This window comes from Nocardioides sp. CF8 (assembly GCF_000389985.1).
Lineage (GTDB): Bacteria > Actinomycetota > Actinomycetes > Propionibacteriales > Nocardioidaceae > Nocardioides > Nocardioides allogilvus.
This window is the reverse complement of sequence record NZ_CM001852.1, coordinates 1636451-1661744: the sequence shown is the minus strand read 5'-3', so window position 1 is coordinate 1661744 and position 25294 is coordinate 1636451. Positions and strand designations below refer to the sequence as shown.

The 25294-nt window shown below is 65.6% G+C and carries 23 protein-coding genes and 2 pseudogenes; 9 read left to right on the top strand and 16 right to left on the bottom strand.

Features of this window, described 5'->3' with window-relative positions:
• The coding region (locus CF8_RS23025) for a hypothetical protein (RefSeq protein WP_232211595.1) at window positions 1-313 on the top strand (313 nt) is incomplete at its 5' end.
• 140 nt (window positions 314-453) lie between these two features.
• Complete coding sequence (locus tag CF8_RS21945; RefSeq protein WP_156887182.1) at window positions 454-675, top strand: hypothetical protein; 222 nt, start codon at window positions 454-456, stop codon at window positions 673-675.
• On the opposite strand, the gene CF8_RS21940 is transcribed toward CF8_RS21945, so the two are convergent.
• A complete protein-coding gene (locus CF8_RS21940) occupies window positions 672-2393 on the bottom strand; it encodes a recombinase family protein (protein WP_198016968.1) in 1722 nt (573 codons plus the stop codon). The genes CF8_RS21945 and CF8_RS21940 overlap by 4 nt on opposite strands.
• A gap of 109 nt (window positions 2394-2502) precedes the next feature.
• Here CF8_RS21940 and CF8_RS08115 point away from each other — a divergent pair, with 109 nt between their 5' ends.
• The 3 genes from CF8_RS08115 to CF8_RS08105 all read left to right on the top strand — a co-directional run bounded on the left by CF8_RS08115 (window position 2503) and on the right by CF8_RS08105 (window position 7977).
• Entirely contained in the window at window positions 2503-3957 is a 1455-nt protein-coding gene (locus CF8_RS08115) for a recombinase family protein (RefSeq protein WP_036490557.1), read from the top strand.
• A 1744-nt stretch (window positions 3958-5701) separates the two neighbouring features.
• The gene (locus CF8_RS21935; protein ID WP_010832641.1) at window positions 5702-6268 is read left to right on the top strand and encodes an OmpA/MotB domain protein; all 567 of its coding nucleotides are present in this window, start codon (window positions 5702-5704) and stop codon (window positions 6266-6268) included.
• A gap of 119 nt (window positions 6269-6387) precedes the next feature.
• Window positions 6388-7977 (top strand): Ig-like domain-containing protein, encoded by a 1590-nt coding sequence (locus CF8_RS08105; RefSeq protein ID WP_010832640.1) that lies wholly within the window; start codon window positions 6388-6390, stop codon window positions 7975-7977.
• On the opposite strand, the gene CF8_RS08100 is transcribed toward CF8_RS08105, so the two are convergent.
• The 3 genes from CF8_RS08100 to CF8_RS08090 all read right to left on the bottom strand — a co-directional run bounded on the left by CF8_RS08100 (window position 7974) and on the right by CF8_RS08090 (window position 9688).
• Window positions 7974-8264, bottom strand: coding sequence for a hypothetical protein (locus CF8_RS08100; RefSeq protein WP_156887181.1), 291 nt, complete (start codon window positions 8262-8264; stop codon window positions 7974-7976). The genes CF8_RS08105 and CF8_RS08100 overlap by 4 nt on opposite strands.
• A 275-nt stretch (window positions 8265-8539) precedes the next feature.
• Window positions 8540-8920 carry a Rieske (2Fe-2S) protein gene (locus CF8_RS08095; protein WP_036490551.1) on the bottom strand — a complete coding sequence of 127 codons (381 nt, stop codon included), beginning with the start codon at window positions 8918-8920 and terminating at the stop codon, window positions 8540-8542.
• Window positions 8921-9028: 108 nt separating this feature from the next.
• Window positions 9029-9688 carry a sensor histidine kinase gene (locus CF8_RS08090; RefSeq protein WP_232211625.1) on the bottom strand — a complete coding sequence of 220 codons (660 nt, stop codon included), beginning with the start codon at window positions 9686-9688 and terminating at the stop codon, window positions 9029-9031.
• A gap of 246 nt (window positions 9689-9934) precedes the next feature.
• Between CF8_RS08090 and CF8_RS08085 the strand changes: the two genes are divergently transcribed.
• From CF8_RS08085 to CF8_RS08080, 3 genes and pseudogenes are all read left to right on the top strand, one after another.
• Window positions 9935-11242, top strand: coding sequence for an ISL3 family transposase (locus tag CF8_RS08085; RefSeq protein ID WP_084622818.1), 1308 nt, complete (start codon window positions 9935-9937; stop codon window positions 11240-11242).
• A complete protein-coding gene (locus tag CF8_RS23020) occupies window positions 11239-11412 on the top strand; it encodes a hypothetical protein (RefSeq protein WP_232211594.1) in 174 nt (57 codons plus the stop codon). Before CF8_RS08085 ends, CF8_RS23020 begins: the two co-directional genes overlap by 4 nt.
• Before the next feature lie 18 nt (window positions 11413-11430).
• Window positions 11431-11766: pseudogene (locus tag CF8_RS08080) on the top strand (acyl-CoA dehydrogenase family protein); the annotation flags it as partial.
• A gap of 143 nt (window positions 11767-11909) precedes the next feature.
• Here the strand turns inward: CF8_RS08080 and CF8_RS08075 are convergent.
• From CF8_RS08075 to CF8_RS08050, 6 genes are all read right to left on the bottom strand, one after another.
• Window positions 11910-12977 carry a BtrH N-terminal domain-containing protein gene (locus CF8_RS08075; protein WP_010832635.1) on the bottom strand — a complete coding sequence of 356 codons (1068 nt, stop codon included), beginning with the start codon at window positions 12975-12977 and terminating at the stop codon, window positions 11910-11912.
• Window positions 12978-13015: 38 nt separating this feature from the next.
• Window positions 13016-13852: an SDR family oxidoreductase gene (locus tag CF8_RS08070; protein WP_010832634.1), complete on the bottom strand. Its 837-nt coding sequence runs from the start codon at window positions 13850-13852 to the stop codon at window positions 13016-13018.
• Window positions 13849-15378 (bottom strand): aldehyde dehydrogenase family protein, encoded by a 1530-nt coding sequence (locus tag CF8_RS08065; RefSeq protein WP_036492574.1) that lies wholly within the window; start codon window positions 15376-15378, stop codon window positions 13849-13851. The genes CF8_RS08070 and CF8_RS08065 overlap by 4 nt, the downstream gene beginning before the upstream one ends.
• A 211-nt stretch (window positions 15379-15589) precedes the next feature.
• The gene (locus tag CF8_RS08060; protein ID WP_036490545.1) at window positions 15590-16792 is read right to left on the bottom strand and encodes an NAD(P)/FAD-dependent oxidoreductase; all 1203 of its coding nucleotides are present in this window, start codon (window positions 16790-16792) and stop codon (window positions 15590-15592) included.
• Entirely contained in the window at window positions 16792-18177 is a 1386-nt protein-coding gene (locus tag CF8_RS08055) for a cytochrome P450 (protein ID WP_036490543.1), read from the bottom strand. Before CF8_RS08055 ends, CF8_RS08060 begins: the two co-directional genes overlap by 1 nt.
• Before the next feature lie 24 nt (window positions 18178-18201).
• On the bottom strand, window positions 18202-18522 hold the full coding sequence (locus CF8_RS08050; protein WP_036490541.1) for a 2Fe-2S iron-sulfur cluster-binding protein: 321 nt from the start codon (window positions 18520-18522) through the stop codon (window positions 18202-18204).
• Window positions 18523-18630: 108 nt separating this feature from the next.
• Between CF8_RS08050 and CF8_RS08045 the strand changes: the two genes are divergently transcribed.
• On the top strand, window positions 18631-19641 hold the full coding sequence (locus tag CF8_RS08045; RefSeq protein WP_036490539.1) for a helix-turn-helix domain-containing protein: 1011 nt from the start codon (window positions 18631-18633) through the stop codon (window positions 19639-19641).
• 296 nt (window positions 19642-19937) lie between these two features.
• On the opposite strand, the gene CF8_RS08040 is transcribed toward CF8_RS08045, so the two are convergent.
• From CF8_RS08040 to CF8_RS08015, 6 genes and pseudogenes are all read right to left on the bottom strand, one after another.
• Window positions 19938-21149, bottom strand: coding sequence for a cytochrome P450 (locus tag CF8_RS08040; RefSeq protein ID WP_010832628.1), 1212 nt, complete (start codon window positions 21147-21149; stop codon window positions 19938-19940).
• A gap of 2 nt (window positions 21150-21151) precedes the next feature.
• Window positions 21152-21655: a PaaI family thioesterase gene (locus CF8_RS08035; protein ID WP_051204155.1), complete on the bottom strand. Its 504-nt coding sequence runs from the start codon at window positions 21653-21655 to the stop codon at window positions 21152-21154.
• Window positions 21652-22242, bottom strand: coding sequence for a TetR/AcrR family transcriptional regulator (locus CF8_RS08030; protein WP_036490535.1), 591 nt, complete (start codon window positions 22240-22242; stop codon window positions 21652-21654). The genes CF8_RS08035 and CF8_RS08030 overlap by 4 nt, the downstream gene beginning before the upstream one ends.
• A gap of 329 nt (window positions 22243-22571) precedes the next feature.
• Window positions 22572-23060: pseudogene (locus CF8_RS08025) on the bottom strand (transposase); the annotation flags it as partial.
• A gap of 102 nt (window positions 23061-23162) precedes the next feature.
• Entirely contained in the window at window positions 23163-23915 is a 753-nt protein-coding gene (locus CF8_RS08020; protein ID WP_010832624.1) for a tyrosine-type recombinase/integrase, read from the bottom strand.
• Window positions 23912-25129 (bottom strand): site-specific integrase, encoded by a 1218-nt coding sequence (locus tag CF8_RS08015; RefSeq protein WP_010832623.1) that lies wholly within the window; start codon window positions 25127-25129, stop codon window positions 23912-23914. Before CF8_RS08015 ends, CF8_RS08020 begins: the two co-directional genes overlap by 4 nt.
• Window positions 25130-25294 lie beyond the last annotated feature (165 nt).

Genomic DNA, 25294 nt, shown 5'->3' with positions numbered 1-25294 from the left:
CCGGGCGCACAACGACATCGAGGCCGGCCTCGTCGCCGCCGATCCAGTTGGCGACGTCGTATGGATCTCGCCGGTAGACATTCTTGCCCGCAAGATCGTTAGCGCACCTCGCCCTTTCGTCGAGGCTCTTCGTCGAGCCAGCGCGAGAACGGTTGAATCGAGCAACAGGGCGAGCGCGGCGTCACTCAACCACGAGCTCGAGGTGCACGCGGGCAGCCGGGCAAATGCCCCTCGCAGCTGTTCCAATGCCGAGCTACACAGTAAATATCTAGCGGAAGCACCTCATACAGGCGGTCACGCTCCTTCACGCTGAGTCGCCCAACTACACCCAGCGCCACAGGCACCCGCGGCATGGCTCGGGGTGAGTCGATGTTCCGCGGAAGGTGATCGTACGGACGCCACGTCCTTCCTTAGGTGACCAGACACCGTCTCCGGTCTCCAAGGAGCAGCCCCGTGAACGAATCAGTCCACACCACTGAAAGCGCCAACGCTGGCGCGCGTCGGGAGCGCACGCTCGATGACATGGCAAACGCTTACTCGCGCCGAGCACGCGAGGCCCGTGCCAAGCAGGGTAAATCTCCTGTGATCACCGGATCCGGAGTGCTCAATCGACTCGCCGAGATCATGGCTTTGGAGGGCCCGCAGTCTCAGCGATCGGGCCTGCCCGCAGCCTAGATCCTCCAAACCGGCTCACCGATCCGTGAATCGTCGAACCTGTTGTTGATCTTCTCTCGAGGCGCGATCTCGATCCTCTCGACTAGCACCTGGACGATCTCTCGCTTGCGTCGTACAGACGCCGATTCCCACCACTTCTCGATGTCTGGACGGTCTTTCGGCACATCAGACAGCACCGCGTGCAGGTTTGGCGCCCACGTCCCCAGCACGCGTTCTGCCTCGCGCTGGCGGAGCGCCCACCCCTCGCGCACGGCATCCCACTCTTCCTGGTGCAATCGCCCAGCTGCGAACTCCAGGCCGTAGTGCTTTCGCAAGCGACTGATTTCGGCAATTGTCTCCTCGGCCCCGCGTGCCGCAGCACCGTTGGCGGTGCGGCGTTGGGCGGTACCTGAGCGGACCTTGGCCTCCGCGACCGCGTCAATGATGGCCATGGAGACGATCCGATCAGTCTGAGGCCCTGCGATGGTAAGGCCACCGCAGGTGTGCGGTCGGCCCGGCTGCTTGGAGCAGGCATACCGGAACGGACCACCGTTGCGGGTCGGTGACCCGGCCAAGCTAGAGCCGCACTTGCCGCACTTAAGAATGGCCGCGAGCAGATACTTCGGCTCACGGCCACGCTTTGTCCGGGGTCGGTCTGTAACCAGCCGGATGTCCTCAATCGCTTCCTTGGACAGAATCGGGGTCCAGTCCCCCGGCGAGATCAACTCGCCATAGCCTCCCCGCTGGCCGGGGCTGAACTCGCGCCAGCCACACAGTGATCCGCGGCGAACCATTGCGCGCACGTTCGCAGCCCGCCAGTATGACCGGTCCGCCGGCACGCCGGCCGCAAACAGCATCCGGGCAATGGTCGAGTCGTCCAGACCGTGATCGTGAGACGTGACATGTTCGACCCAGAGTTGGTCGCGGACCCAAGCTGCGGAGCACACCTCGGCGTTTCCTCCAGCCTTCCGCAATAGGCGCGCGAGAGCGCCAGGGGTGAGAGAACTGCTGCTGCGCGCGCCTTCGATGACGGCGGTGACAGCTTGACGCTCGTCCCGCTCGGCGGCCCGCTGAACCCGCCTCGCGTCCCACTTTCCACTACCAGGGGTAGGCACTCCGCGCTCGTTCAGGTCGGCCGCGATCGAGTACAGCGAGTCACCTTCGATGAGCCGGCGTGCAACGTCTCGGATGACGCCAGCCTCCTCGGGGATGATGTGCTGCTCATCGTCATAGCCATACCCGAGCGGTCCATGGGCCCGACCTGCCTGCGCAGCCTGTGCTCGTTGCGCGGAAAGACGGGCAGACTTCACGTCGCCTTCGTTGGCGGCGACGGCAGCGAGGATCCGGGCGAGAAGGCGGCCGGACGGGGTGGTTAGGTCGATTTCGCCAGCCTGGAGAAACACCACCGGGATCGCGGACCGCTGAGCCTCGATCGCATCCAGCACCCGCTCCAAGTCGACCACTCGCCGCAACACTCGGTCGAGGTGCCACGCGACTAGCCCATCGACATACCCGGCTTGCACGTCAGCCAGAAGTTGCTCGAAACGGGGGCGACGCTTGCCAGAGCGTGCAGAAATGTCGTTGTCTGAGTACACCTTCGGCTCAGGCCAGCCGAGCGCCTCGCATCGTTCGCGGCATGCTTCGATCTGCCGCTGGACACCGAGGGCTTGTCCAGTGCGGTCGAGGCTAATCCTCGCGTAGATCGCGGGCGCTTGGGGCAAACCTCGCTGCTGCTGCATGCCACCAGAATCTAGCAGTGGTTTTAGGCATTGCGGTCTTGACGGCCGAGAACCCGCGGCTGATCCCCTCGAGCACGACGTGCAGCCAAGGAGGTACCGTTTAGAGGGCATGCACCTGGAGGAGCCGATGACACTGAGAGCGGCGCTGTACTTGCGCATCTCGGAGGACCGTTCTGGCGAAGAGCTTGGCGTTACTCGTCAGAGAGAAGACTGCCTCAAGTTGGCTGAGCTCCGTGACTATTCGGTGATTGAGACCTGCCGGGACAACGACGTAAGCGCTCTCACTACCAAGACCCGTGACGGCTTCGAGCGCATCCTTGAGTTGATTCAGACCGGCCAGATCGATGTCGTAATCTCCTGGACCTTCGAGCGGCTGTTGAAGACCCGTCGTGATCAGATGCGGTTCATGGAAGTAGGTCAAAGCCACAGCACCGTGCTTGCTCTAGTCCGCGGCTCCGACTTCGATATGAGCACGGCCAACGGTCGCATGCTCGCGGACATAGTCGCCTCGACCGCACGCAACGAGACCGAGCTCAAGAGTGAGCGGCAAGTCCGCGCGTACCGCCAGCAAGCAGAGGCAGGGAAGCCCCACTTCGTCTCGCGGCCGTACGGTTACGAGAGGAACGGCGAGGTGGTGGAGACTGAGGCCACCGTCCTGAACCAGATGGCTCGATACCTCCTCATCGGCTGGTCGACGACCGAGATCACCACGTGGCTCAACGAGAACGAGATACCGGCCGCGACCGGCGGCCACTGGTCCCGCCGGGTGGTGAAGGATCACTTGCTCAGCAAGCGCAACGCCGGGATCAGGGTCTACAAGGGACAGGAGTTCCCAGGTACATGGACGCCGATCTTTTCTAAAGACCTGCACGCCCGGCTGGTCTCGGAGTGGCAGCGCCGCCACGGCGATGGCAAGCGCGCCCGGTCGGACAACCGTCGCTATCTGCTCACCGGACTGCTCTACTGCGGCAAGTGTGGCGCGAAGATGATGGGGTCAGCGCACAACGACCGCCCTAGCGGGCCGGTCCGTGACAAGTATCGGTGTGTGCCGGGCGATCTGAAGCGCGGCTGCGGCAACCTCATGAGGGTCGCGGTCACCATCGACCATCTGGTAAGCGAGTCAGTGCTGTACCGCCTCGACACCCCCGAGATGAAGGCCCTGCTAGTCGCCCAGGAGTCCCGAGCCGCCGAAATCGATCCGCTACGGCAGAAGGAGACCGCGCTGCGTGACCGGCTTGACGAGTTCGAGCAAGAGCGCACCGAGGGTCTGCTCAACCGCGACGAGTACTTCCGGCTCCGCGACGGCGTCCGCGATCGTTTAAGAATCGTCGAGGTCGAGCTATCGGCGCTCTACTCGTCCGAACAGGCCCAAGCGCTCCTATCGCCCATCACAACGCTTCGTGAGGCTTGGGGAGCCAATCCCCTATCCTGGCGGCGCAAGCTGTTGAGCCTTGTGATCGAGCGAATCGACGTCGAGGCTGACCGCGCAAGACCGAGCTACTACGTCGACGGCATTCGCTACAAATTCAACCCCGATTGCGTCAAGATCACCTGGCGACACTGACATAGGCCTGGCTCGACGACACTTCGAGTTGATGCGCGATGCTCATGATGCATGCGCCATTGTCCAGCCCCCGCGACCCGGGATCACCCGCTCTTGCCTAGTCGGACGATCTGTTGTGTCCATCGTCGGTGGTCTGCGGGAGTACTGCGGGTCCAATAGAGCGACGATCGCGTGAAGAGTCTGTCGATCTCGCACCCGTAGGGGCACGTTGCTCGCTTCCGTACTGCGCTCGACGAACTGCGACAGGCAGAAGCCGTCCCGGTTCCCATGATCGGGGTTCGCTCGAAGTGCATCCGTTACTCGCTGGATCACCCGAGCGTCGGAGGTGACAGGCTCGGCGGCGGCCCGTTCCGCGTCAGCGCGGGCGTGCATGACCAAGACCGAGGATGACGGGCGGAACGGCGTAGTCAGCCCGGACCTGGCCATCCTGGAATAGGCCGTGGAGTGCCCGTACAGCGTTCTCGACGTGCTCGTCGACTTCGACTCTAGTTCGAAGTGCATCAGTCATGAATCGCAAAACGACCCAGTTCGTTGCCATGCCTAGAGAAGCAACCGCCATGGTGCCAAATCGGACACCAGGGTGGCGTCAGGGCGGTCCGCGCGATGCACACCGCTTCTTGCACCCAGTTCATGCTCTGCACATGCGCTGGCCAATGCATTCGTACGAAGCCCTGTCCGAAGGCCGCGCGGTGCCGCTGCGACGGGCGATGGCAGGCCCGCGTCGCAGCGCCTACCGGCGCGATGGTCGGGGCGCCGTCGACGCCGCCCTCGACGTTGCCCCTGCTCGCGGAGCCCCCTACTTGAGAGGCCGGAATGGGCTGGAGTTGGGGTGACCCCAACCCCTGAACCCCTGCTTGCAAGGCGGGGTGATTGACGGCTCCACGCTCAGCCGATGCCTAGCTGACCTGCCGTTCTGCGCCACAAGTGGACACAGGTGCCCGTCAATCCCTCGAAGGCATGGAAGGCATGGAAGGCGATCCTGCGTCCCATGAGCGGAGGCGGTTCATAGCACTCTCGCGCCCCCGGTGGCGGTGACCTTGGCCCGCATAGCCACGACGACCAACGAGAAGCCGACCGGAGCTATGGAACCGGGCACGTGGGAGCGCTTTTGCAGGTCGGCGATCGAGGGCAGTGTGTCGCCAGTCAGCGAACTCTCCAAACAGGGTGCGCCTGGCGCAGGTCGTCGGCAATCGCTCGGTGGCGAGCCATGCGAACAACATCACCGTCTAACCGGTGAGGCGAGAGGGCAACTAGTAGTCGACGTAACGGTAGTTATCGGCGGTTAAGTCCGACGAGTTGTTTCCGCGCCGGTTTTCGCAACAGACGACGGCGCGTCAGCGCCGCCCGCAGGCGAGCTTCGTCGGCGAAGTCGGCGCCTTGACTTGTTAGCCGATTTCGGCAACGCCGTGCCATCCTTATCGCGCGGTGGCCGCGTGTAGCCGTCGCCATGAGGTCGTTGGTCGGCTAGAGCCTTGTGGCCCTCATTCCTAGCCAAAGGGCCCTAGCCGGAATGGGCAGTTGGTCACTAGTTTGGCTCGATTCGCCCCGGATACTTCCATTCAGCCACGGCGCTGGTCTTTGCCGCGCACACTCGCACCAAGGGCCACGTGGTGACGGGTAGATACCGGGAGCTGGGGTCGCTCAACTCGGGGGGGCCCAGGCATCCGACGGCGTCAACTTCGGCTACGACGCGCGCACGTTCACCATCGACCGGACAGCGCCGCCGACTCCCACCCTGACAAGCGTGCCACCGGCCACCAGCGGGTCGTTGGCGACGTTCGCCTTCACCGACACCGACGCGACCGCCGTCTTCGACTGCCGCCTGGACGCCGGCGCCTGGACCTCCTGCTCGAGCCCGAAGACCTACATCGGACTCTCGCACGGGTCACACACCGTGAACATCCGGGCGGTCGACGGCGCCGGCAACACCAGTGCCGGCACATCGACGACATGGACGGTCGACGCGACATCCCCGACCGCCACCATGACCTTCCCGACCGCCACCAGATACAACCTCACCGGCTGGGCGACCGGTTGCGGGACCCCGGCGACCGGAGACGTGTGCGGGACCGCGAGCGACGTCGGCAGCGGGCTCACCACGGTCGCCGTCAGCATCCGGCGCGCCAGCACGAACAGCTACTGGGACGGCAACACCTTCGCCGCCGCGAGTGAGACCTGGCTGGACGCCACCGGGACCACTCCTGGTCGTATGCATTCGCCGGGGCCAGCTTCCCCGCCGACGGCAACTACACCGTGCGGTGGCGCGCCACCGACGCCGTCGGCAACGCCACCACAGGTCAGGTCGACCTGACCCTCGACACCACGGCGCCGCCCACACCGCAGATCGTCCAAGCCCCCACCGACCCCAGCGGCGACTCCGTGTAGTTCGACTTCACCGTCGCCGAGGCGGGGACCGGCGCCGAGTGCCGAATGGACGCCGGGGTGTGGGCCACCTGCACAGCCCCCGTCGCCTACACCGGGCTCAGCGCCGGGTCGCACACCTTCGGCGTCCGGGCCACCGACACGGCCGGGAACATCAGTGCGGCGACCACCCACACCTGGACCGTCGACGCCGGCCTGCCCAGCGCCAACATCAGCTTCCCCGACGCCGGCCGCCCCTACAACGACGCCACCTACTCTGCGGGCTGCAGCACCCCGGCCGGTGACATCTGCGGTACCGCGTCAGACCCACAAGGCAACCTGACCGGCGTCGATGTGAGCATCCAGCGCGCGGGCACGTCGCTGTACTGGAACGGCAGCAGCTTCAGCAGCACCACCGAGGTCTTCCTGCCGGCAACCGGAACGACCTCCTGGTCCTACGCGATAGCCCCGACGTCGTTCCCCGCCGAGGGCAGCTACACATTCCGCGCACGCGCGACCGACGGGGTCGGGCTGCATGGGTTCGACACCCTGAGCCTCACCATCGACCGCACCGCGCCAACAACACCCGCCATCACCTCCGGGCCGACCGGCACCACCGCCGGCTCCGCAGACTCATTCTCCTTCACCGGGGAGACAGGCGCCGGCTTCGAGTGCCACCTCGACGCGATCACCTGGACAAGCTGCACCAGCCCCAAAACCTACGGCACACTCGCGAACGGCTCGCACACCTTCGAGGTGCGAGCGATCGACGGCGCAGGCAACACCGGCGCATCCACCAGCCGAACCTGGACGGTCGACGCTACGGCGCCCACCATCGGCACCACCTTCCCGGACACCGGTGGCCGCTACAACAACACGACCTACGACGCCGGCTGTGTCCCAGCGACCGGCGACATCTGCGGCACCGCCTCGGACACGCCCAGCGGCGTCAGCAAGGTCGAGATCAGCGTGCAGCGTGCCAGCACCGGGCTCTACCTGACCGGCACCACGTTCACCGCCGCGAGCCAGAACTGGATCACCGCGACCGGCACGACGTCGTGGAGCTACGCGCTCGCCGCGACGAGCTTCCCGGCCGACGGCACGTACACGCTTGTCGTCCGCGCGACCGACGCCGTCGGCAACGCCAACACGACGAGCACAGCATTCATCATCGACCGCATCAAACCGACAGGGGTCGGCTTCACCACGAACAACTTCTCGACGCCCCGCAAGCTGGAAGCGGGAGACACCTACACCCTCACCTACTCCGAGGCCGTCGCCCCCGCCTCGATCATCGCCGGCTGGAACGGCCTGACGACCAAGAACGTCGTGGTCCGAGCAGCGAATAGCAGTAGCAAGGACAAGCTGACGATCTACGATGCGACCAACACGACTCTGCTGCCGCTCGGAACCGTGAACCTGCGGGGAAACTACGTAAGCCAGGCGAGGACGTTCGGCCTGCCAGGGACACCCTCCACGCTCACCATGAGCGGTTCGAGCCTCACCATCACGCTCGGCACACCCAGTGCAACCATAACCACGGTCGCGACGGCCGCCGCAAACGCGACCTGGACACCCGCCATCGGGGCGACCGACCTCGCCGGCAACGCCGCGGCCACCACCATCTACACCGAGAACGACCTCGACAACGACTTCTAGCGTTCCTCGCTCGCAGCGCGGGCGGCCCGTACCCGTTTCCAGACCTGATGCTGGACGGCCTTCATCTTGAGTGTGGCGCGCCTCGGGAAGGTTGTCGTGATATCGCTCCCGTCGACGAGCCGCAGGGTGAACTTCCCGCGTTCCCTGAAGCGCGCTTCGACGATCGAAATTCCGACTACGTCGAGGTAGCGCACCTCCACGGCCTCAGACCGGATCCAGCCCCGTCTGGGGACCAACCTCACCCGTTCCTTCTCGAGCACGACTTCATGTCGACCGCGTAGCAGCATGAGCCGAGCATCGCGTGTCGGGAAAGTTCCAACCACGAGGCGCCAAAAGATCCGTCAGAATGGGCTACTCGACGCATCCGACCGGGCCACGCTTGGACCGATGGTGACAGCGCCCCGCTGCAGTCGGCCCCATGCAAACGCAGGGGCTCACGCTCTCGGTGCAGGGCCTCGCCGGAGGCAGCGGGCGTTCCACAGAGGATCTGTCGGCGGGCCTGCGAGGGATCGGCCCACCTGCCCCGCTCCGGAGATGCTCGCCGGGCGTGTGGCGACGACGTTCAGAGCTCGACGTAGACGTCGTCACCCTCGACGATCACCTCGTACGTCGTCAGCGGCGATGGCTTCCTGCCGAGCGCGATCAACTTGCGCGACCAGCTGGGCATGTCCCTACCGGCGAAGCCGGGCGCCCAGTCGAGGTTGTCGCCCGACGCGAGGTCGAAGCGGGAGTTGTGCCACGGGCACACGACCTGGCCATCGGCGTACCTCAGACCACCTGGCCCCTTGGTGAGGGAGAAGCCCAGGTGTGGACAGCGGTTGCGCGCCGCGCACAGCGAGTCCCCGGCGAGACCGATCACGAGGGACGTGCCCTCAGCATCCACGGCGTGCAACTTTCCGTCGGCGAAGTCCGCTGCGCTACCAACCCTGACTCGACCTGGCATGTCACCTCTCCTCGCCCCGGGTGATCTAGCTCCGTTCTACCACCAGCGCACCGCTGGCGTCGCCGTCGTTCGTGGCACCAAAGGCCCCGTGCACAACGTCAGGGCCGATCATGCTGCGGGTGCAGGAGGTTGCCGGAGGATGATCACGAACTCCGAGCCCCGCGGACGTGCCGGGCGGTGGATGAGGTCACCCCCGTTGGCGCGCGCGAGCTCGCAGGTGATGAACAGGCCGAGCCCGCTGCCCATCACCTGCCGAGCAGTTTCCGCCTCGCGGCTGAACCTCTCGAACAGGTGCTGGCGGAATGCCTCCGGCACGCCCGGACCTGCGTCGAGGACGGAGATCTCGATCAGCCCGGCCCAGGTGGGTCGGGCTGCGATCTTGGTGGCGCCGCCGGCGTACTTGCTCGCGTTGACCAACAGGTTCGCCAGCATCTGGTCGAGGTGGCCCGTCTGGACCAGGGCGGTCAGTGCGGGCGGGCACTCGATCGTGGGGCGCTCTCTAGGTGGCTGGGAGTCGGCGGCGGCGACCAGGTGCGGACGTAGCGGTGTGGGCTCGGGATGGGCGGCGAGGGCGCCTCGGTCGCTGCTGGTGACCATGGTCAGCAGATCGTGGAGCACGTGACGGATCTGAAGGGCGTTCCTCTCCACGACCGTGAACGCCTGGCTCGCGTCGGCGATGTCGTAGGTGTCCAGGGCTTCGGCGCCCATCTCGGCATTGCCCAAGATGGACGCAAGGGGATTGCCGATCTCATGGCCCAGCACTCCCATCAGGTCGATCTTGAACTGATTGGCGAGCTCGAGCTCGTGGTTCCGTTCGGCCAACTGGGCTGCGGCCTCGGCTCGCTCGCGCAGCGGCTCGTGCAAGGCAGCGCGCTGGGCGAATGTGTAGATCGGGAGGAAGAAGAGGATGAACCAGGCGCCACCGGTCCACACCGCCGCCAGCAGGTGGCCGGGTAGACGTCGAGGTCTCCCGATGATGGAAGTTCTGACGCTCGCCATCTGGAAGACCTCGACTTGTCTCACGCTACCTTCGCTTGCCCTGACCTGACCACGTTCTGCCGCCTCGACGAGCTCGGCCTCGAAGTCACCGGCCAACAGCTCGAGCCCGACCGTGCCGTGCTCGCCTGCCGGATTGTCGAGCCCGATCAGTGGTGTCGACGTTGCGGCTGCGAGGGCGTGCCGCGTGACACGGTGACCCGAGAACTCGCACACGAGCCGCTGGGCTGGCGACCGACGACACTGCTGATCACGGTGCGGCGCTACCGGTGCACGGGTTGCCGACATGTGTGGCGCCAGGACACCAGCCGAGCGGCCGAGCCCCGAGCGAAGCTGTCGCGTCGCGGGCTGCGGTGGGCGTTGGAGGCCATCGTGCGCCAGCACCTGACGGTGGCCCGGGTCGCCGAAGGACTCGGGGTCGCGTGGAACACCGCCAATGACGCTGTCCTCGCCGAAGGCAAGCGGGTTCTGATCGATGACCCCGCCCGGCTCGACGGCGTCACTGCGATCGGCGTGGACGAGCACGTGTGGAGGCACACCAGGCGCGGCGACAAGTACGTCACCGTGATCATCGACCTCACCGGGATCCGCGACGGCACCGGACCTGCCCGGCTGCTTGACATGGTCGAGGGCCGCTCCAAGCAGGCGTTCAAGACCTGGCTGGCGGAGCGACCACAGTCATGGCGCGACGCGGTCGAGGTCGTCGCGATGGACGGGTTCACCGGCTTCAAGACCGCCACCACCGAGGAGCTACCCGACGCGGTCGCAGTGATGGATCCGTTCCACGTCGTCCGTCTGGCCGGCGACGCGCTGGACCAGTGCCGACGCCGAGTCCAGCAAGCCATCCATGGGCACCGCGGCCGCAGGGACGACCCGCTCTACCGCGCGCGCCGGACTCTGCACACCGGCGCCGGCCTGCTCACCGACAAGCAGCACGACCGCCTGGATGCACTGTTCGCCATCGACGAGCACGCCGAGGTCGAGGTGACCTGGTGGATCTACCAGCGCATGATCGCCGCCTACCGCGAGCCCGACCGCACCAAGGGCCGCGACCTGATGAGCAAGCTGATCGACTCGATCAGCCACGGCGTCCCGGCCGCCCTCGTCGAGCTCGTGACGCTTGGGCGGACCCTGAAGAAGCGCGCCAACGACGTGTTGGCCTACTTCGAACGCCCCGGCACATCCAACGGGCCGACCGAGGCGATCAACGGACGCCTTGAACACCTCCGCGGCTCAGCGCTCGGGTTCCGCAACCTCACCAACTACATCGCCCGATCGCTACTCGAGTCTGGCGGCTTCAGACCACGGCTACACCCTGGATTGTGAAGAGCCAGCTGTTCTTCGACGACGTACGCGTCCCGGCCAGCAACCTCCTCGGCACCGAAGAGGGTCAGGGCTTCATCCAGCTGATGATGCAGCTCCCGCGGGAGCGCCTCCTCGTCACCATTAGCTGCGCGGCTTCGATGAACCTGATGCTCGACATCACCCACGAATAGACGCTCTCGCGCGAGGCGTTCGTGAAGCCGATCTTCGGCTTCCAGAACACCAAGTTCAAGCTCGCCGAGGTCGCCACCGAGGCCCGGGTCACGCGTGCCTTCATCGACGAGTGCCTGGAGTTGCACGTCAAGGGTAAGCTCGACATCCCGACCGCGGCGATGGCGAAGTACTGGTCCTCGGAGCGCGCGCAGCAGGTCGCCGACACGTGCCTGCAACTCCACGGCGGCTACGGTTACGTGGATGAGTACCCGATCGCGCGGGCATGGACCGACCTGCGCATCAGCCAGATCTACGCCGGCACAACGGAGATCATGAAGGAGATCATCGCCCGGTCTCTGCCGAAGCCCAGCTGATCTGGGCTCGACTCGCGAATTTGCAATGCTCACCACGGCTCGGTCCGCGATCGCTGGTCGGTCGAGCCGTCGTTCACGCTAGCGAAATGGGCCGAGGCCGAACCGCGCAGGGTCGGGTCCGGCGTGATGTGCCGTCGTGGCAGTCAGCGCTCGGCTGCGAGCAGTGAGTCGGTGGCGTTTTCCAGCGACTCGACGAGACGTTGTTCGACCTCGGGGAGTCGACCGGCGGTCAGTGCCACCGCGTCAAGTCGAACATGCGGCTCGACGTCGCGCTGGACCGCCGCACGAGCGACATCGGTCCATGCCTGCGCACAGCTCGCGGCAACGTCAGCCAGCTCGGCAGTGGCGTGGTCTCCGGCAAGTCGCGCGATGTCTGCCGCGCCGTTGGCGAGTAGCTTTCGGAACAGACCGCCGCCGGTGCCTGCCTTCTCGATGAAGGCTCCGAGACTGAAGAGCAGGATCTCGAGGTCGTCGGCAGGGAGACCGGCCCAGGTCCTCGCGTCGGCGGCCAGCTCCGTGGAGGCCGCCAGGCCCTCGGCGCCCACGGACGCCGATGTGGGATCGGCGATGGCGCTCTGGGTCGGATGGCGCATGTTGGCTGCGGACTGAGCGAATGCGTCCGCTGCCGCCCGAGCCAACGCGGGGAGCTCATCGGGCCACGTAATGCGGTAGGTGCAGTGCCGTGTCGGTTGTGGGAACGACGTGGACGACCGTGCCCGAGCGAGGGCCTCGAGCGGGACCTCCTGCACCTCAGCTCGGTCGTTGTCCATGACGAAGGCAACTTCGGCCACCTCGTCGTAACCGATCACCACGATGTCGTGACGACTCATCTGGAGCTTTACCCGTAGGTACGGCAATTCGGCGATGTCGCCCCACACCAGACTGGGTCTGCCCGCGTCCGCCTCGTCACGAACCCAGGCCCACCCTTCCGCCGCGTCGTCGGTAGTCAAGACCTCCACCCGTCCGCCGAGTCGCCGCGGGAGGTCGACCTCGAAGTCGGCGCCCCGCCCCACCAGGTACAGCGGCGGAAAGAGGTCGCTGGAACGAAAGTAGGACAGTGCGAGCGTTCCTCCTAGGGCGAACACGAGGCCCTCGTCGGGCGGTCCGTCCCAGCCCAGGCCGTGCCAGTGCAGGAGGTCGCGCATCGCGCCCGAACCGCAGTGCCCACCCATCCGATGCGGATAGTTCTCGATCATGGTCTTGTGCTTCACATGGCACCCCTCTGGTAGTCGGAGTCAGATCGGGTGGCTCAGCTGGTTCGGATCCGGTCCAGGTACGTCTGTCGGGCCTGCATGTCGACGTCGCCGAGAAACACCGAATCGGTGCCGAGAGCGGAGCCGAGTCCTGAGGCCAAGCGCCCGGGGACGAACTTCATCGCAGCAACGACACCGCCGGCGAGCCGGGTGACGCGCACGAAGGGGCGTGGATGTTCGATCAGATCGGCCGTAGCTCGGGCGATCTCTTCGGGCTCAGCGTTGCGCAGGCCCTTGGCCCCGGCCGTCCCGGCGACGAGCTCGGTGTTGGTAAACGTAGGTCGGACCGTGGAGAGATGCACGCCGGACTTGCGGTACTCCTGGCGGGCCGCTTCGGTGAAACCGATGACGGCGAACTTGGTGCCGCAATAGGTCGCGAGTCCGGGCACGGGTAGCTCCCCGGCGAGCGAGGCGGTGTTAATGATGTGTCCGGAACTGCGTGGCAGCATCCGTTTCAGGGCGAGCTTGGTTCCGAAGATCACTCCGAGGATGTTGATCTCCACCTGGCGGCGCGTCACGGCGTCGTCTTCCTCGTGAACATGGCCGGTCGGCATGATGCCCGCGTTGTTGACGAGCACGTCCAGCGCCCCGAGCTGCTTCTCGACGAGGTCGAGGAATTCACCGAACGAATCCGGGTCCGTGACGTCGAGGCGCGAGAACGTGGTCACCCCAAGCTCATCGGCGGCCTCCTTCAATCGTGCCTCGTCGATGTCGCCGATGGCCACCCGGTGGCCGCGTCGGATCAGCTCCTTCGCGGTCTGATAGCCGATGCCGCGCGCTCCTCCCGTGATGGCCACCGTTTTGATGGCCGTGGGTGAGATGTTCGTCTTCATTGACTGTGCTCCTTGCTCAGGCCGAGTCGCTGTCGCAGACCACGACCGGCTGCCGCGTGCAGCACCCGCTCGGCGATGGCCGTACGCCGTGCGGAGTACGGGTACCAGGTGAGCTCGCGTGCCATGACCGGCAGTCGCGGCACGGTGACGGCTTGAACCCGGCAGTACTTGTGCAACCCGTGGGAACCTCCGAGACGGGCCCCGAGCCCCGACGCCTTCCAGCCGCTGTGGGGCAAGGTCACGGCGAAGAGGTTGCTGAAAACATCGTTGATGTTGACCGCGCCAGCATCGAGCCGTCGAGCGATGCGCTTACCTCGCGCAAGATCGCGGGTCCATACGGTCGCCGACAGTCCGTAGGCCGAGTCATTGGCCAGGCGGACCGCTTCGTCCTCGTCGGCGACTCGCATCACCGGGATCGTGGGACCGAAGGTCTCCTCAGTCATGCATGCCATCGAGTGGTCCACGTCGACCAGCACGGTGGGTGCGTAGAAGTTCCCGACAGCCGCACGCGTGCCACCGGCGAGGACCTGGGCACCGGCCGCCACCGCCTCGGCGACGTGCCGGTCTGCAGTGTCGACCTGCGCGCGGGTCACCATCGCACCCACGTCGTCGCGCGGACCCACTCCGAGGGCCAGGGTCTGCACCCGGTCCTTCAACCGCTTCACGAACTCGTCGTAGATGGCGGACACGACGTAGACCCGTTCGACAGAGATGCAAACCTGTCCTGCGTTGAACAAGCCACCCCACGCAATGCCCTCCACGGCACGCGTGAGGTCGGCGTCCTCAAGGACAATCGCGGGGTCCTTGCCCCCCAGCTCCAAGCTCACCGGCTTCAACTTCTCGGCGCAGCGAATCGCCACCGAGCGGCCAGTGGCCGTCGAACCGGTGAACTGCACGAAGTCGGCAACATCCACGACCGCGGCACCAGTCTCACCGGCGCCCACGACATGAGCCAGGACCGGCGGTGCGCCGATCTCGGCCCAGCCCGCGATCACGCGTGCGCATGTCAGTGGCGTCTCCTCTGATGACTTCGCCAGGACCGCACACCCTGCGGCCAACGCCGGCGCGGCGTCCATGAGGAACAACGTGATGGGAAAGTTCCAGGGCGTGATGATCCCCACCAGCGAATAGGGGTGGTAGGACTTGGAAAGTCGCTTGGCCAGGCTGAGCAACCCTGTTGACCTCACCTTCTCCTCCGCCAAGAACTCAGCGGCGTGGTCGGCGTAGTAGGTGATGAACTCGCACGACGCGGTCGTCTCGACCAGTGCGTCGGGACGCACCTTGCCGGTTTCGGCCTGCAGCAGGTCGGTGAGCTCATCGGTGTGAGCCAGGATCCAGTCGCGCCAGCGCCGCAGCCAGGAAGCTCGCTGTCGAGGATCGAGTGCAGCCCATGCGACTTGGGCATCACGGAGACTCGCGGCCGCCACAGCGACGCTCTCCGCGCTGTCGGTGGGTAGCGTGGCGACCAACCGGCCGTCCGCGGGGTTGTACACGTCCAGCGCGTGGTCTGAGGTCGTGGTGCTCATCATGCCTCCCGAGGGATGTGGGACGAATAGGACTGTGGAGCACCTCACCAGGTATGTCCGAGCGGCACCGGCCCGTGGTGAGTTCGTGATGGCGCGACGATCCCGTTCCCGGATGCATCTGCACGCGGGCGCCGACGTGAGGCGCCTCCGTGCACGAGAGCGTCGCTGACCCCGGAGAGTCGACCGAACCGCGGACGAGGAAGTCCTGCTCTCAGCCCGAACCGGCTCGCAGCAGCTCGGCCCGGTCGACGGGGAGCCGCTGCGCTATGGCCCGCTTGCTGTTCACGAAGTCACGGGGCCGGTTGACGCAATCGGCCGCGATGAGCTCGCCGCCCCGCAGGTAGTAACACGTGAAGTCACGGTCCTGGGCAGGGTCACCACTGAGAAGGACCTCGTCGTACCCGGTGTTGAGACCGGCGATCTGAAGCTTGAGGTCGTACTGGTCCGACCAGAACCATGGAAGAGCGGCGATCTCCTTGGACTTCCCGCACATGGTCGCAGCGGCGACCTTGGCCTGCTCGCCGGCGCTCGGGACGGACTCCAGGCGGATGCGACGGCCGTAGCGGGCCATCTCGTGGCTGGCGCAGTCCCCCGCGGCTACGATGTCGGGATCGCTAGTTCGGGCCTGATCGTCGATCACCACACCGTCGTCGACGGCCAAACCCGCGGCAGCCGCGAGCTCGGTGTTCGGCTCCACACCGACACCGACGATGACCAGGTCGGCCGGGATCAACTCGCCCCCAGCCAAAACCACTTCACGAACCTGCCCGTCACCAGACAAAGCCTCGACGAGCGCTCCCGTACGGATGGTGACACCTTCATCGACATGGATTCGCGTGAAGAACGCAGACACGTCGGGGGCGGTGACCCGCTCGAGGACGCGCTCGGTCGCTTCCAGGACGGTGACCTCCAGCCCCAGCGTCCGCAAGGACGCAGCCGTCTCGAGTCCGATGTAACCCCCGCCGATGATCACGGTCCGGGATCCGGGGACGGCCGCTGCCCTGATCAGCTCGACGTCGGCTGCGGTGCGCAGGTAGTAGACGCCTGTGAGGTCGGCTCCCGGCACCGGAAGCCGTCGGGGGCGGGCGCCCGTGCACAGGGCGAGCTTGCTGTAGGTCAGCGTGTCGCCGTCGGCGAGCGAGAGGTGGTGCGCCGAGCGGTCGATCGAGTCAACCGTCGCGTCCCGGATCTGGATGTCCTGCTTGGCGTAGAACTCTGAGCTGCGTATCGCGAGATCGTGAAGGGTGGTCTTGCCGGCCAGGTAAGCCTTCGACAGCGGTGGGCGCTGGTACGGCAGCACTGACTCGTCACCGATGAGGAGGATCTCCCCCACCCACCCCTCCTGTCGGAGGCTGGCCGCAAGCTGTGCTCCGGCATGGCTGGCCCCGACGATGAGCGCTCGCTCCGCAGACATCAGTTCGGCTTCGGAGTAAGGCGGACCATCATCTTGCTAATACCCCGCACGAAGTTGGACTGCACGTACTCAGGCTCGCCGACCACCTCAATGTCCTCAAATCGAGTGAGCAACTCCTCCCAGAGGATCCGCAGCTGCAGCTCGGCAAGGCGGTTGCCCATGCAGCGGTGGACGCCGAAGCCGAATGAGATGTGGTTGCGCGCGTTGCTCCGGTCGATGATCAGTTCGTCGGCCCGTTCGAAAACGTCTTCGTCCCGGTTGCCGGAGGCGTACCACATCACGAGTTTGTCGCCCTTGCGGATGAACTGCCCGTTCAGGAGTGTGTCCTTCTTGGCGATTCGGCGCATGTACGCCAACGGGGTCTGCCAACGAATGATCTCCGAGACCATGTTGGGGATCAGATCGGGGTTCGCCTTGAGCTTCTCGAACTGGTCGGGGAACCGGTTGAGCGCCAGGACGCCACCACTCATCGAATTTCGGGTTGTGTCGTTGCCCCCGACGATCAGCAAGACCAGGTTGCCCAAGAATTCCATCGGCCGGTCGATCAGGTCCCTGGTGTCCTCGTTGCTCTGGAGCATGGTGATCAGGTCGAACCCAGCCTCCTCGCCGGCGGCTGTCCGGGCGGCCTTGTCGTGCCAGAGGGCGCTCAGACCCTTCGCCATGTCCACCATGCCGTGGAACACCTCGTCGTTGTCCGACGGACCACCGTTAGCCTGCTCCATCGAGCTCGCGAGGTCTGACCACTCGACGAGCTTGCGACGCTGCTCGTACGGGAAGTCCAGGAGCGTTGCGAGCATCCGAGCGGTTAGCTCGATCGAGACGTCTTGCACCCAGTCGAACGGCTGATCCACGGGGAGGCTGTCGAGCACCTCGCGGACACGCGAGCGGATCAGACCCTCCATCTCCCGCAGGTTCTTCGGCGCGACGACGCCCTGGACGGCGGCCCGCTGCAGATCGTGTCGTGGCGGGTCCATGGCGATGAACATCGCGATATCCATGAAACGAGGCGGGGTCCCGATGATGATGAAGGGCTCGGCGGAGAAGACGTCGTGGTTCTTGTCGACGGCGATGATGTCGGCGTGTCGGGTGACGGACCAGAACGGACCGAAGGGACTGTGGGGTTGGAAGTGGACCGGAGCCTCGTTGCGCAGACGCGCGTAGTACGACTCCCAGCGGCCCTGGCGATAGAGGAAGGGGTTGCTGAGGTCGATGTCCTTGAGGTCGACTTCTTCCACCGGTGGGATGGGCGCCTCTACGAAAAGCTTCTTGCCGTTAGTCCTGGTCACCCACCGTCGAGCCTTGTCGTAAAGGTGGGCACCCCGGATCTGCAGCTCCATCGGGATGGACGATTGCACTCTGTCGGTGATGTGGCCCGTCACGGTCATCTCAGCTGGTCCATTCTCTCGTGATCACATTTGAAATTCGGGCAGCTTGACGGTCAGACCGTCCCACGTCTCGGACACGTCCATCTGGCAGGACAGTCGGGAAGTCGGCTGCCTTTCTGGGTTCATCGAGAGCATCTCCTCCTCGGCGGGCCCGGAGCCCCCCACACGTTCCGACCACTCAGGATCGACGACCACGTGACAGGTGCCGCAGGCGGCTTCGCCTCCGCAGTCACCGTCGATGCCCGGCACCGCGTTGTTGGTCGCGATCTTCATCAACGACTGACCGTCTGCGAGGGGAGCCTCGTGCTTCGCTCCGTCGTAGGAGACAAATGTGACAACTGCCATGATCAACTCCTCGGTATCTGAACTTGTACCGAGCATGGTCAACAGGGAACCATGTGGCCATGGTCACCCGAGTCAGAAACTTGTGAATTTGGGTCAGAAAGGGGTGTCATGGCACTAGATGACGCAGGTGTGCCCCCACTCGCATTCCTGCAACTGCTCCACAGCCAAGCGCTCGACCCACACGCCATCGCTCGCTTTCGGAGCATCATGGCTGGCGAGGGAACCAACGAGACGACGCTGGTCGAGCATGACGTCCAGGTGCCGCTGCGGTGGTTTCGACAGGTCTACCCCGAACTCGACATCGACCAAGCGACTGGGTTGGGCTTGGCGTTCGCTGAACAGGCCCAGCTGATGTCCTTCGGGCCATTGAGTCTTCCGCTGGTCAGCGCAGGCTCGGTGGTCGAGATCGTGGAGCTGCTGACCTATCTGCCGTTGATCTCGACGGCCCTCAGCCCACAGTTTCATCCAAGCGACCACGGCCTGACCGTGGGGCTCACCGGACACACCGGCGATCCGGGTCTGGACTGCCTGGTCGTCGCCTACTGCGGATCGGCGCTACTGCGACTGCTCGACATGCTCGCCGGCGACATGCCCACCGTCACCCTCAACCTGAGTTGGTCAGCGCCAGCGTCTCGAACCAAACATGAGGAAGCACTAGCGGGACGTCTGTTCTTCGACGCACCAGCGTCGTTCCTCCATGTTCCCGCTGATGCCCTCAACGACGTCTGCCGTTTCGCCGACCCCGTCGCGTATCGACTCGCCATCGCTGATCTGCAGCGAACTCTCAGCCACCGGAGCGGAACCACGTCGTTCTCCGAGAGAGTGAGACGGTTGCTGGAGGAGTATCCCGGAACGGGAACTGGCCAGGAGGTCGCGGACGAGCTCTCCGTGTCCACCAGCACCCTCAAAAGGCGCCTATGTGAAGAGGGGACCACCTTCCGCGAGCTGCGCCAATCGTTCTTGCGAGAGCGCGCGATGCTGCGCCTGCTCGACCGATCGGTGCCGGTCAGTGAAATCGCCGCAGATCTCGGATACAGCGACCTCACCAACTTCTCCCATGCCTTCAAGCGATGGACCGGTCAGTCGCCGAGCGAGTTCCGACACACGAGAAGCAGTTAAGACCAGGCCTGCTGTCGCGCGTTAGTACAGCCCTCCACACCCCAATCCCGACAAGAGTCCCCGCGTCGCGTTCCACTAGCCGGCGAACGGTGCCCTCGGAGCCACGTGCGCAAGTCGTGAACTTGTGCCGGTCTAGGCGGTCGACGTGACGCTGAACGATAGGCCGCGGCAATGACTTTCGTCTGCCCGCTCCGACAGGCTTACGCCCCTCGAGGATGACTGCAGACAACAGATCACCCACGATCATCGTGAATGCGGGCGGGAGAAGGGTGCAGTCGCACACGCCCCGCGATCGCCTACAACGCCACAGGCAGTGAGGCCAATCCGCGAAACGAGAGCCCTGGGCGCCACACGGGCTCGCCTGCGGGCCGAATATCTGGGAAGCGAGCGATCAGACGCGGGAACAGTTCGGCGCCTTCCATCCGAGCCAGCGACGCGCCGAGACAGAAGTGGATCCCGGAACCGAAAGACAAGCCGGAGGGTCCTGCCCGGGTCAGGTCGAGACGGTCGGGGTCCGGGTACCGGGCTGGATCCCGGTTGGCTGCCCCGAGCAGGGTGAGCACAACCTGCCCGGGTTCGAGGTCCACCCCAGCGACACGGGTCGACTCCAGGACAGTTCTGCCATCGGTCTGCACGGGAGTGTCGTAGCGCAACAACTCCTCGACAGCAGCGGCCGCCAGTTGAGGCCGCTCGCGCAACATCGCGAGCTGGTCAGGTGCGTCCAGCAGCGCGGCCAATCCGTTGCCGATCAGGTTGGTAGTCGTCTCGAAGCCGGCCGCGAAGAGGAGGATCGCGCTACCGACGCACTCGTCGTCATCGAGGACATCGTCGCCTCGGGCAGTCGCGAGGCGGCTCAAGAGGTCGTCCTCGGGCCGGTCCCTCTTGACCGTCAGAAGGCGGCTGAAGTACTCCGCGAGCTCGTCCTCGGCCTCAGCCGCTCTCCGGACCGCCGCCGCATCAGCAGCGGGCTCTAGGGGGGCCACGAGGTCGCGCACCAGCGGGGCGGCCATGGTCCTGTCCTTCAACGGGACACCGAGCAGGTCTCCGATCACTCCCACTGGTAGGGGTAGAGCGAGCTCGGAGATCATGTCGGCGGTTGTTCTTCCGGAGAGTCCGTCCAACAGGTCATCGATCTGAGCGACGACCTTGCGGCGCAACTGTTCGGTGTGACGCGGGGTGAACGCGGAGGCCACGAGGTGACGCAGACGCTTGTGGTCAGGGGGATTGCGGAACAGCATCGTGCGGCGAAATCGTTGCATCGCCCTGCGTTGAAGCTCTTCGGGCACCTCCGACAACCGGAAGCCTAGCGACTCGTCGGCTTTGCCCAAAGCCGGGTCGCGCAGTGCTGCGGCGCAGTCGTCGTAGCGCGTCAGCACCAGAGCGCCCGAGGTTGTCACCAGGACGGGGGCAAGTTCACGTAGACGTCGGTAGGCGTCGTAGGGCCCGCACGGACCGTGGTCGGTGAGCAGCACGTCGACCAACAGTTGCTCGGCAGGCCGAGTCTCCATACTCACCGCCTCCTCAGCATGTCGAAAGTCGCCGCGCCTTCGTCGCCGAAGTGTGCGACGTCAACGGTGAGGAACAGTGCCCGCGCGGTCACCACCACCAAGCCACCCTGGTCCTTAACCCGCGCGTTCATGAAGAGTTTCCGCCGCTCTCTTTGGGCGAGCTCTGCCTGACACTGGTAGGGCACGCCGAGCCGGACCGGAGCGAGATATTCGACGTTTAGGTTGCGGGTCACGGCCAGCTCGCCGACCACGTATAGCAGGAAGCCGAACAGGTCGTCGACCACGGTCGCGACGGCTCCCCCGTGTGCGATACCGGGGGCACCGACGTGCCGCTTGTCGAACACATGCTGGGCATCAACACCCTCACCGCTGCGACGGGCCTGCAAATGGTGGCCGTGGGGGTTACCCGGCCCACAGCCCAAACAGTCCTGGGCGTGCGGTGGCAGAAACTCGTCGTCCTTAGCTGCAGTCGCAGGACCCACCCCCGACGGGTACGTGTCATTCATCGGTGCGCCGCCAGCCTGTCGGCCAACAGCGACGCCCACGCGTCCAGGGCCTTGCGCTGTCGCGTCGGCGAAAACGGCACGAGCAGCCCGCCGACACCCCGACCAAGGACGACATCAAGGGTCAACTGCGCCAGAAGGGCATCGTCGACGATGTAGCGGCGGCACAATCCGGTCAGGGCAGCGGTGACCCGCTGCTCCACCGGCAACAACGCCTCGCGCAGCATCGTGTCCGAACGCGCAGCCACCCAGAGCTCCAAGGTCGCGGCGTACAACGGCCCGGACAAGGCCCCTGCCAGCAGGTCCAGGGCTTGACGTGGCCTGTCAACATCGTCCGCCAAACCGACCACCTTGGCGCGGACCTCATCGAGTCGCCTCTGCGCCAGGTGTTCGACAGCAGCCGTGACGAGACGATCACGAGTGCCGTAGTGGTGCAGCTGTGCTCCTCGGGAGACGCCAGCCTGCTCGGCTACCGCAGCAAGCGTGGTGCCGGAATATCCTCGTTCGACCAGACAGGTGACGGTGGCGTCCAACAACAACAGCCGAGTCGACGCCGAGCGCTCTTCTTGGGAACGACGGGAATGGTTCATGACCTGAACTTACATGCCGACCAGAACGCATGGTAAGTACTTGGTCGACTTCCAGACGCGAGGCGCGTAGCGATGGCATCGCTAGGAACGCGGCCTCGCCGACGACTCTGAAGGCCCGAAGAGCACGTCATCGAAGCGGGACACCTCGGGACGGCGCGTCGCCTGGATCTACGAGAGCGTGCGCGACGCCATCAACGACCTTGCGGAGAACCCGCCCACCGAAAAGTTGCTCACCATGTCCGCGCGACAGCACGCAACGACTGGGCCCATTGCCCTACGGCCGGCTGGCCGGGTCTGTCCGAGTAACGGTGTAAGCAGCGGTTTTCATCTCAGTGGTTCTCGGCCTTGGGCATCCGGTCACCGAAGGTGATCGCGAATGCGTTGAGCGCTGGCTTCCAGCGCATGGTCCATCGTTGCTGACCAGTGCCCTTGGGGTCCAGTGACCTTGTCACGAGGTAGAGGCACTTCATGGCGGCCTGCTCGGTCGGGAAGTGCCCTCGGACGGTGACGGCCCCGCGGTAGCGGGCGTTGAGGGACTCGATCGCGTTCGTGCTGCAGAGCACGGTGCGGATCTCGGCGTCGTAGTCCAAGAACGGAACGAACTGCTCCCAGGCGTTGCGCCATAGCTGTCCGATCGCTGGGTAGGGCTTGCCCCACTTCTCTTCGAGCTCCTCGAACGCCGCCCAGGCGGCCTCCCTCGAGGGTGCCCGGTAGATCGGCTTGAGGTCGGCCGCGATCTGGCCCCAGTACTTCTTCGAGGCGTACTTGAAGGTGTTCCTGATCAGGTGGATGACACTCGGCTGGCTCGACGCGCTGGGACGTTGACCCCGGCACGCTCAGGATTATGCGGACAGGACCACCCGCCGGAAGCGCCTCACCAGCCGAAACAGAGCCGCAGGGCGCATAACGTCGCCGTCCGCCTAATGCCTCAGGTCGTGGATCCGCGGCCGGCAGGTCGCCGACCGTGGGGTGAGGCCAGCCAGTTTCACTAGGCGGTGGAAGGTCCAGTGGATGTTGCAGTAGATCAGCCGGGTGCCGGCCGTGGAGATGAGCAACGCTGGACTCTGCGGAGACGGATGCAGCTGGTCGCGGCGGCGCAGGTAGCCGCGGAGCGCGTCGGTTGTGCTGGGATGCAGGACCAGCTCACGGGTCTTGTCGAACTTGCCGTGACGCACCACCAGCAGCCCGTTGCGGGTGTCGAGGTCGTCGCGGTCCAGAGCGATCGCCTCACCGACCCGCATCCCGGTCACCGCCAGCAGCCCGATGAGCGTGGCGAGCGTGGCCCGACGCAGCGGGGTCGACAGCGACGACGCGGCGGCGATGAGCGCGGCAACGTCGCTGTCGGAGTACAGGTAGGGACACGCCCGGCGAACCTGCCAGGGCAGCAGGTCGGTCGCTGGCACCTCAACCGTGGCGTCGAGGGTGTGCAGGTAGCTGGCGAAGCCGCGGACTACCGAGAGTCGATAGGCCCACCAGGTCCCGTCACCACCTGCTGGCAGGCAGGCCCACTCCAAGGCGGCGTCAACGGTCACACCGTCCGCGTCGATGACCCCGAGGTGGTCGAGGTGATTGAGGAACTGGTTGAGCAGTTTCTCCGGCCGGGCCGGCCGGTAACCCAATGCGCGGCGCATCGTGAGGTAGTCGTTCAACGCGTCCCGCAGCGAGGCGGTCATGACACGCCGCCCGTCGCGGGCTGTGGCCAGGGTCGCGCCAGCACCCGAAGTGCGTCACGGTCGACCTTGGCGTAGAGCGCGGTCGTCAAACCGCGCCGGTGTCGCAACACCAGACCTACCTCCGGCAGCGGGGTGCCCGAACGCAGCATCGTGGTGGCGGCGGTGTGCCGGAGCCGGTGCGCGTGGACCGTGCCCAGCCCGGCACGCTGGGCAGCGTCGTAGACGACCCCTGACACCCCGGCCGTGGTCAACGCCCGATGCGGCGCCTTGACCCGGACAAAAGCGTTGCGTGGTTGCACGCCGTTGGGTCGACCGCGGCGCAGATAGCCCGCGATCGCGGCCCCAACATCATCGGGCAGCGGCAACCGTTCTTCCCGGCTGCCCTTCCCACGGATCAGGATCTGCCCGGCCCGCCAGTCGATATCGTCCAACTCAAGCGCGGCGACCTCCCCGGCGCGTAACCCGAGCCGGGACAGCAGCAACACGATGGCGTAGTCCCGCCTACCTTTGGCCCGTCGTCGGTCGCAGCTGGCCAGCAGCCGCCGCATCTGCGCTGGCTCGAGGGCCTGGGGCAGCCCTGCCAGTCGCCAGCCGGCCACCGCCGGGACGGCAGCGGCCAACGGAACAGGGATCAGACCCTCGACGTGAAGGAAGTTCAACAACGACCGCAGCGAGGTGACGATCAGCTTCGCCGTCCCCGTCGCGCGGCCCGGACAGGTCGCCAGCACGAACCCGCTCACCTCGGCCGCGGTCAACCCGGCCAACTCCAGTTGATCCCCGCACAGCCGGGTCGCCACGAACGGTCTGATTGCGTCGAGGTAGCAGCGAGCCGTCCCCGGGGTCAGGCCACGTTCACCAACCAGATAAGTCCGGTAGCGCTCCAACAGGCCCTCAACCGACCCCAGCACAATCACCTCAGGGAGCAGCGCGCCCTGGGCGGCCAGATAGTCCAGCAACGGTCGCATCGCCTTGCCCGACCGGTAGTTCACATACCCCGCGGCGCGGCGCTCGGCAAGATACTGCTCCACCACCTCCCCGGTCAGCTCGCCTGACGTGAGGTGTTGGGCCAGCATCCAGCGGTCCAGGTGCGCGATGAAACAGACGTGCTGCTCCGCGGAGCAGCGCGTGTATCCCTGCGCGGCTAACTCCTTGGCGAACCCCGCGACATACGACTCCAGTGGCCCCCGCACCACCGACCGCAACACCTTGATCATGACGCTCTCCTCTCTTCGTGAATGGAGAGACAAGCGTCGATCAGGTCACCGGATTATGCCGACCTCGCCAGCGCGAGATCCCAGTCCCGCAAGGGGATCAGCGACGACATCGGCATAATCCGGAGGTCGGCATAATGGACTCGGCAGCGTTGCCACGCGGCACCC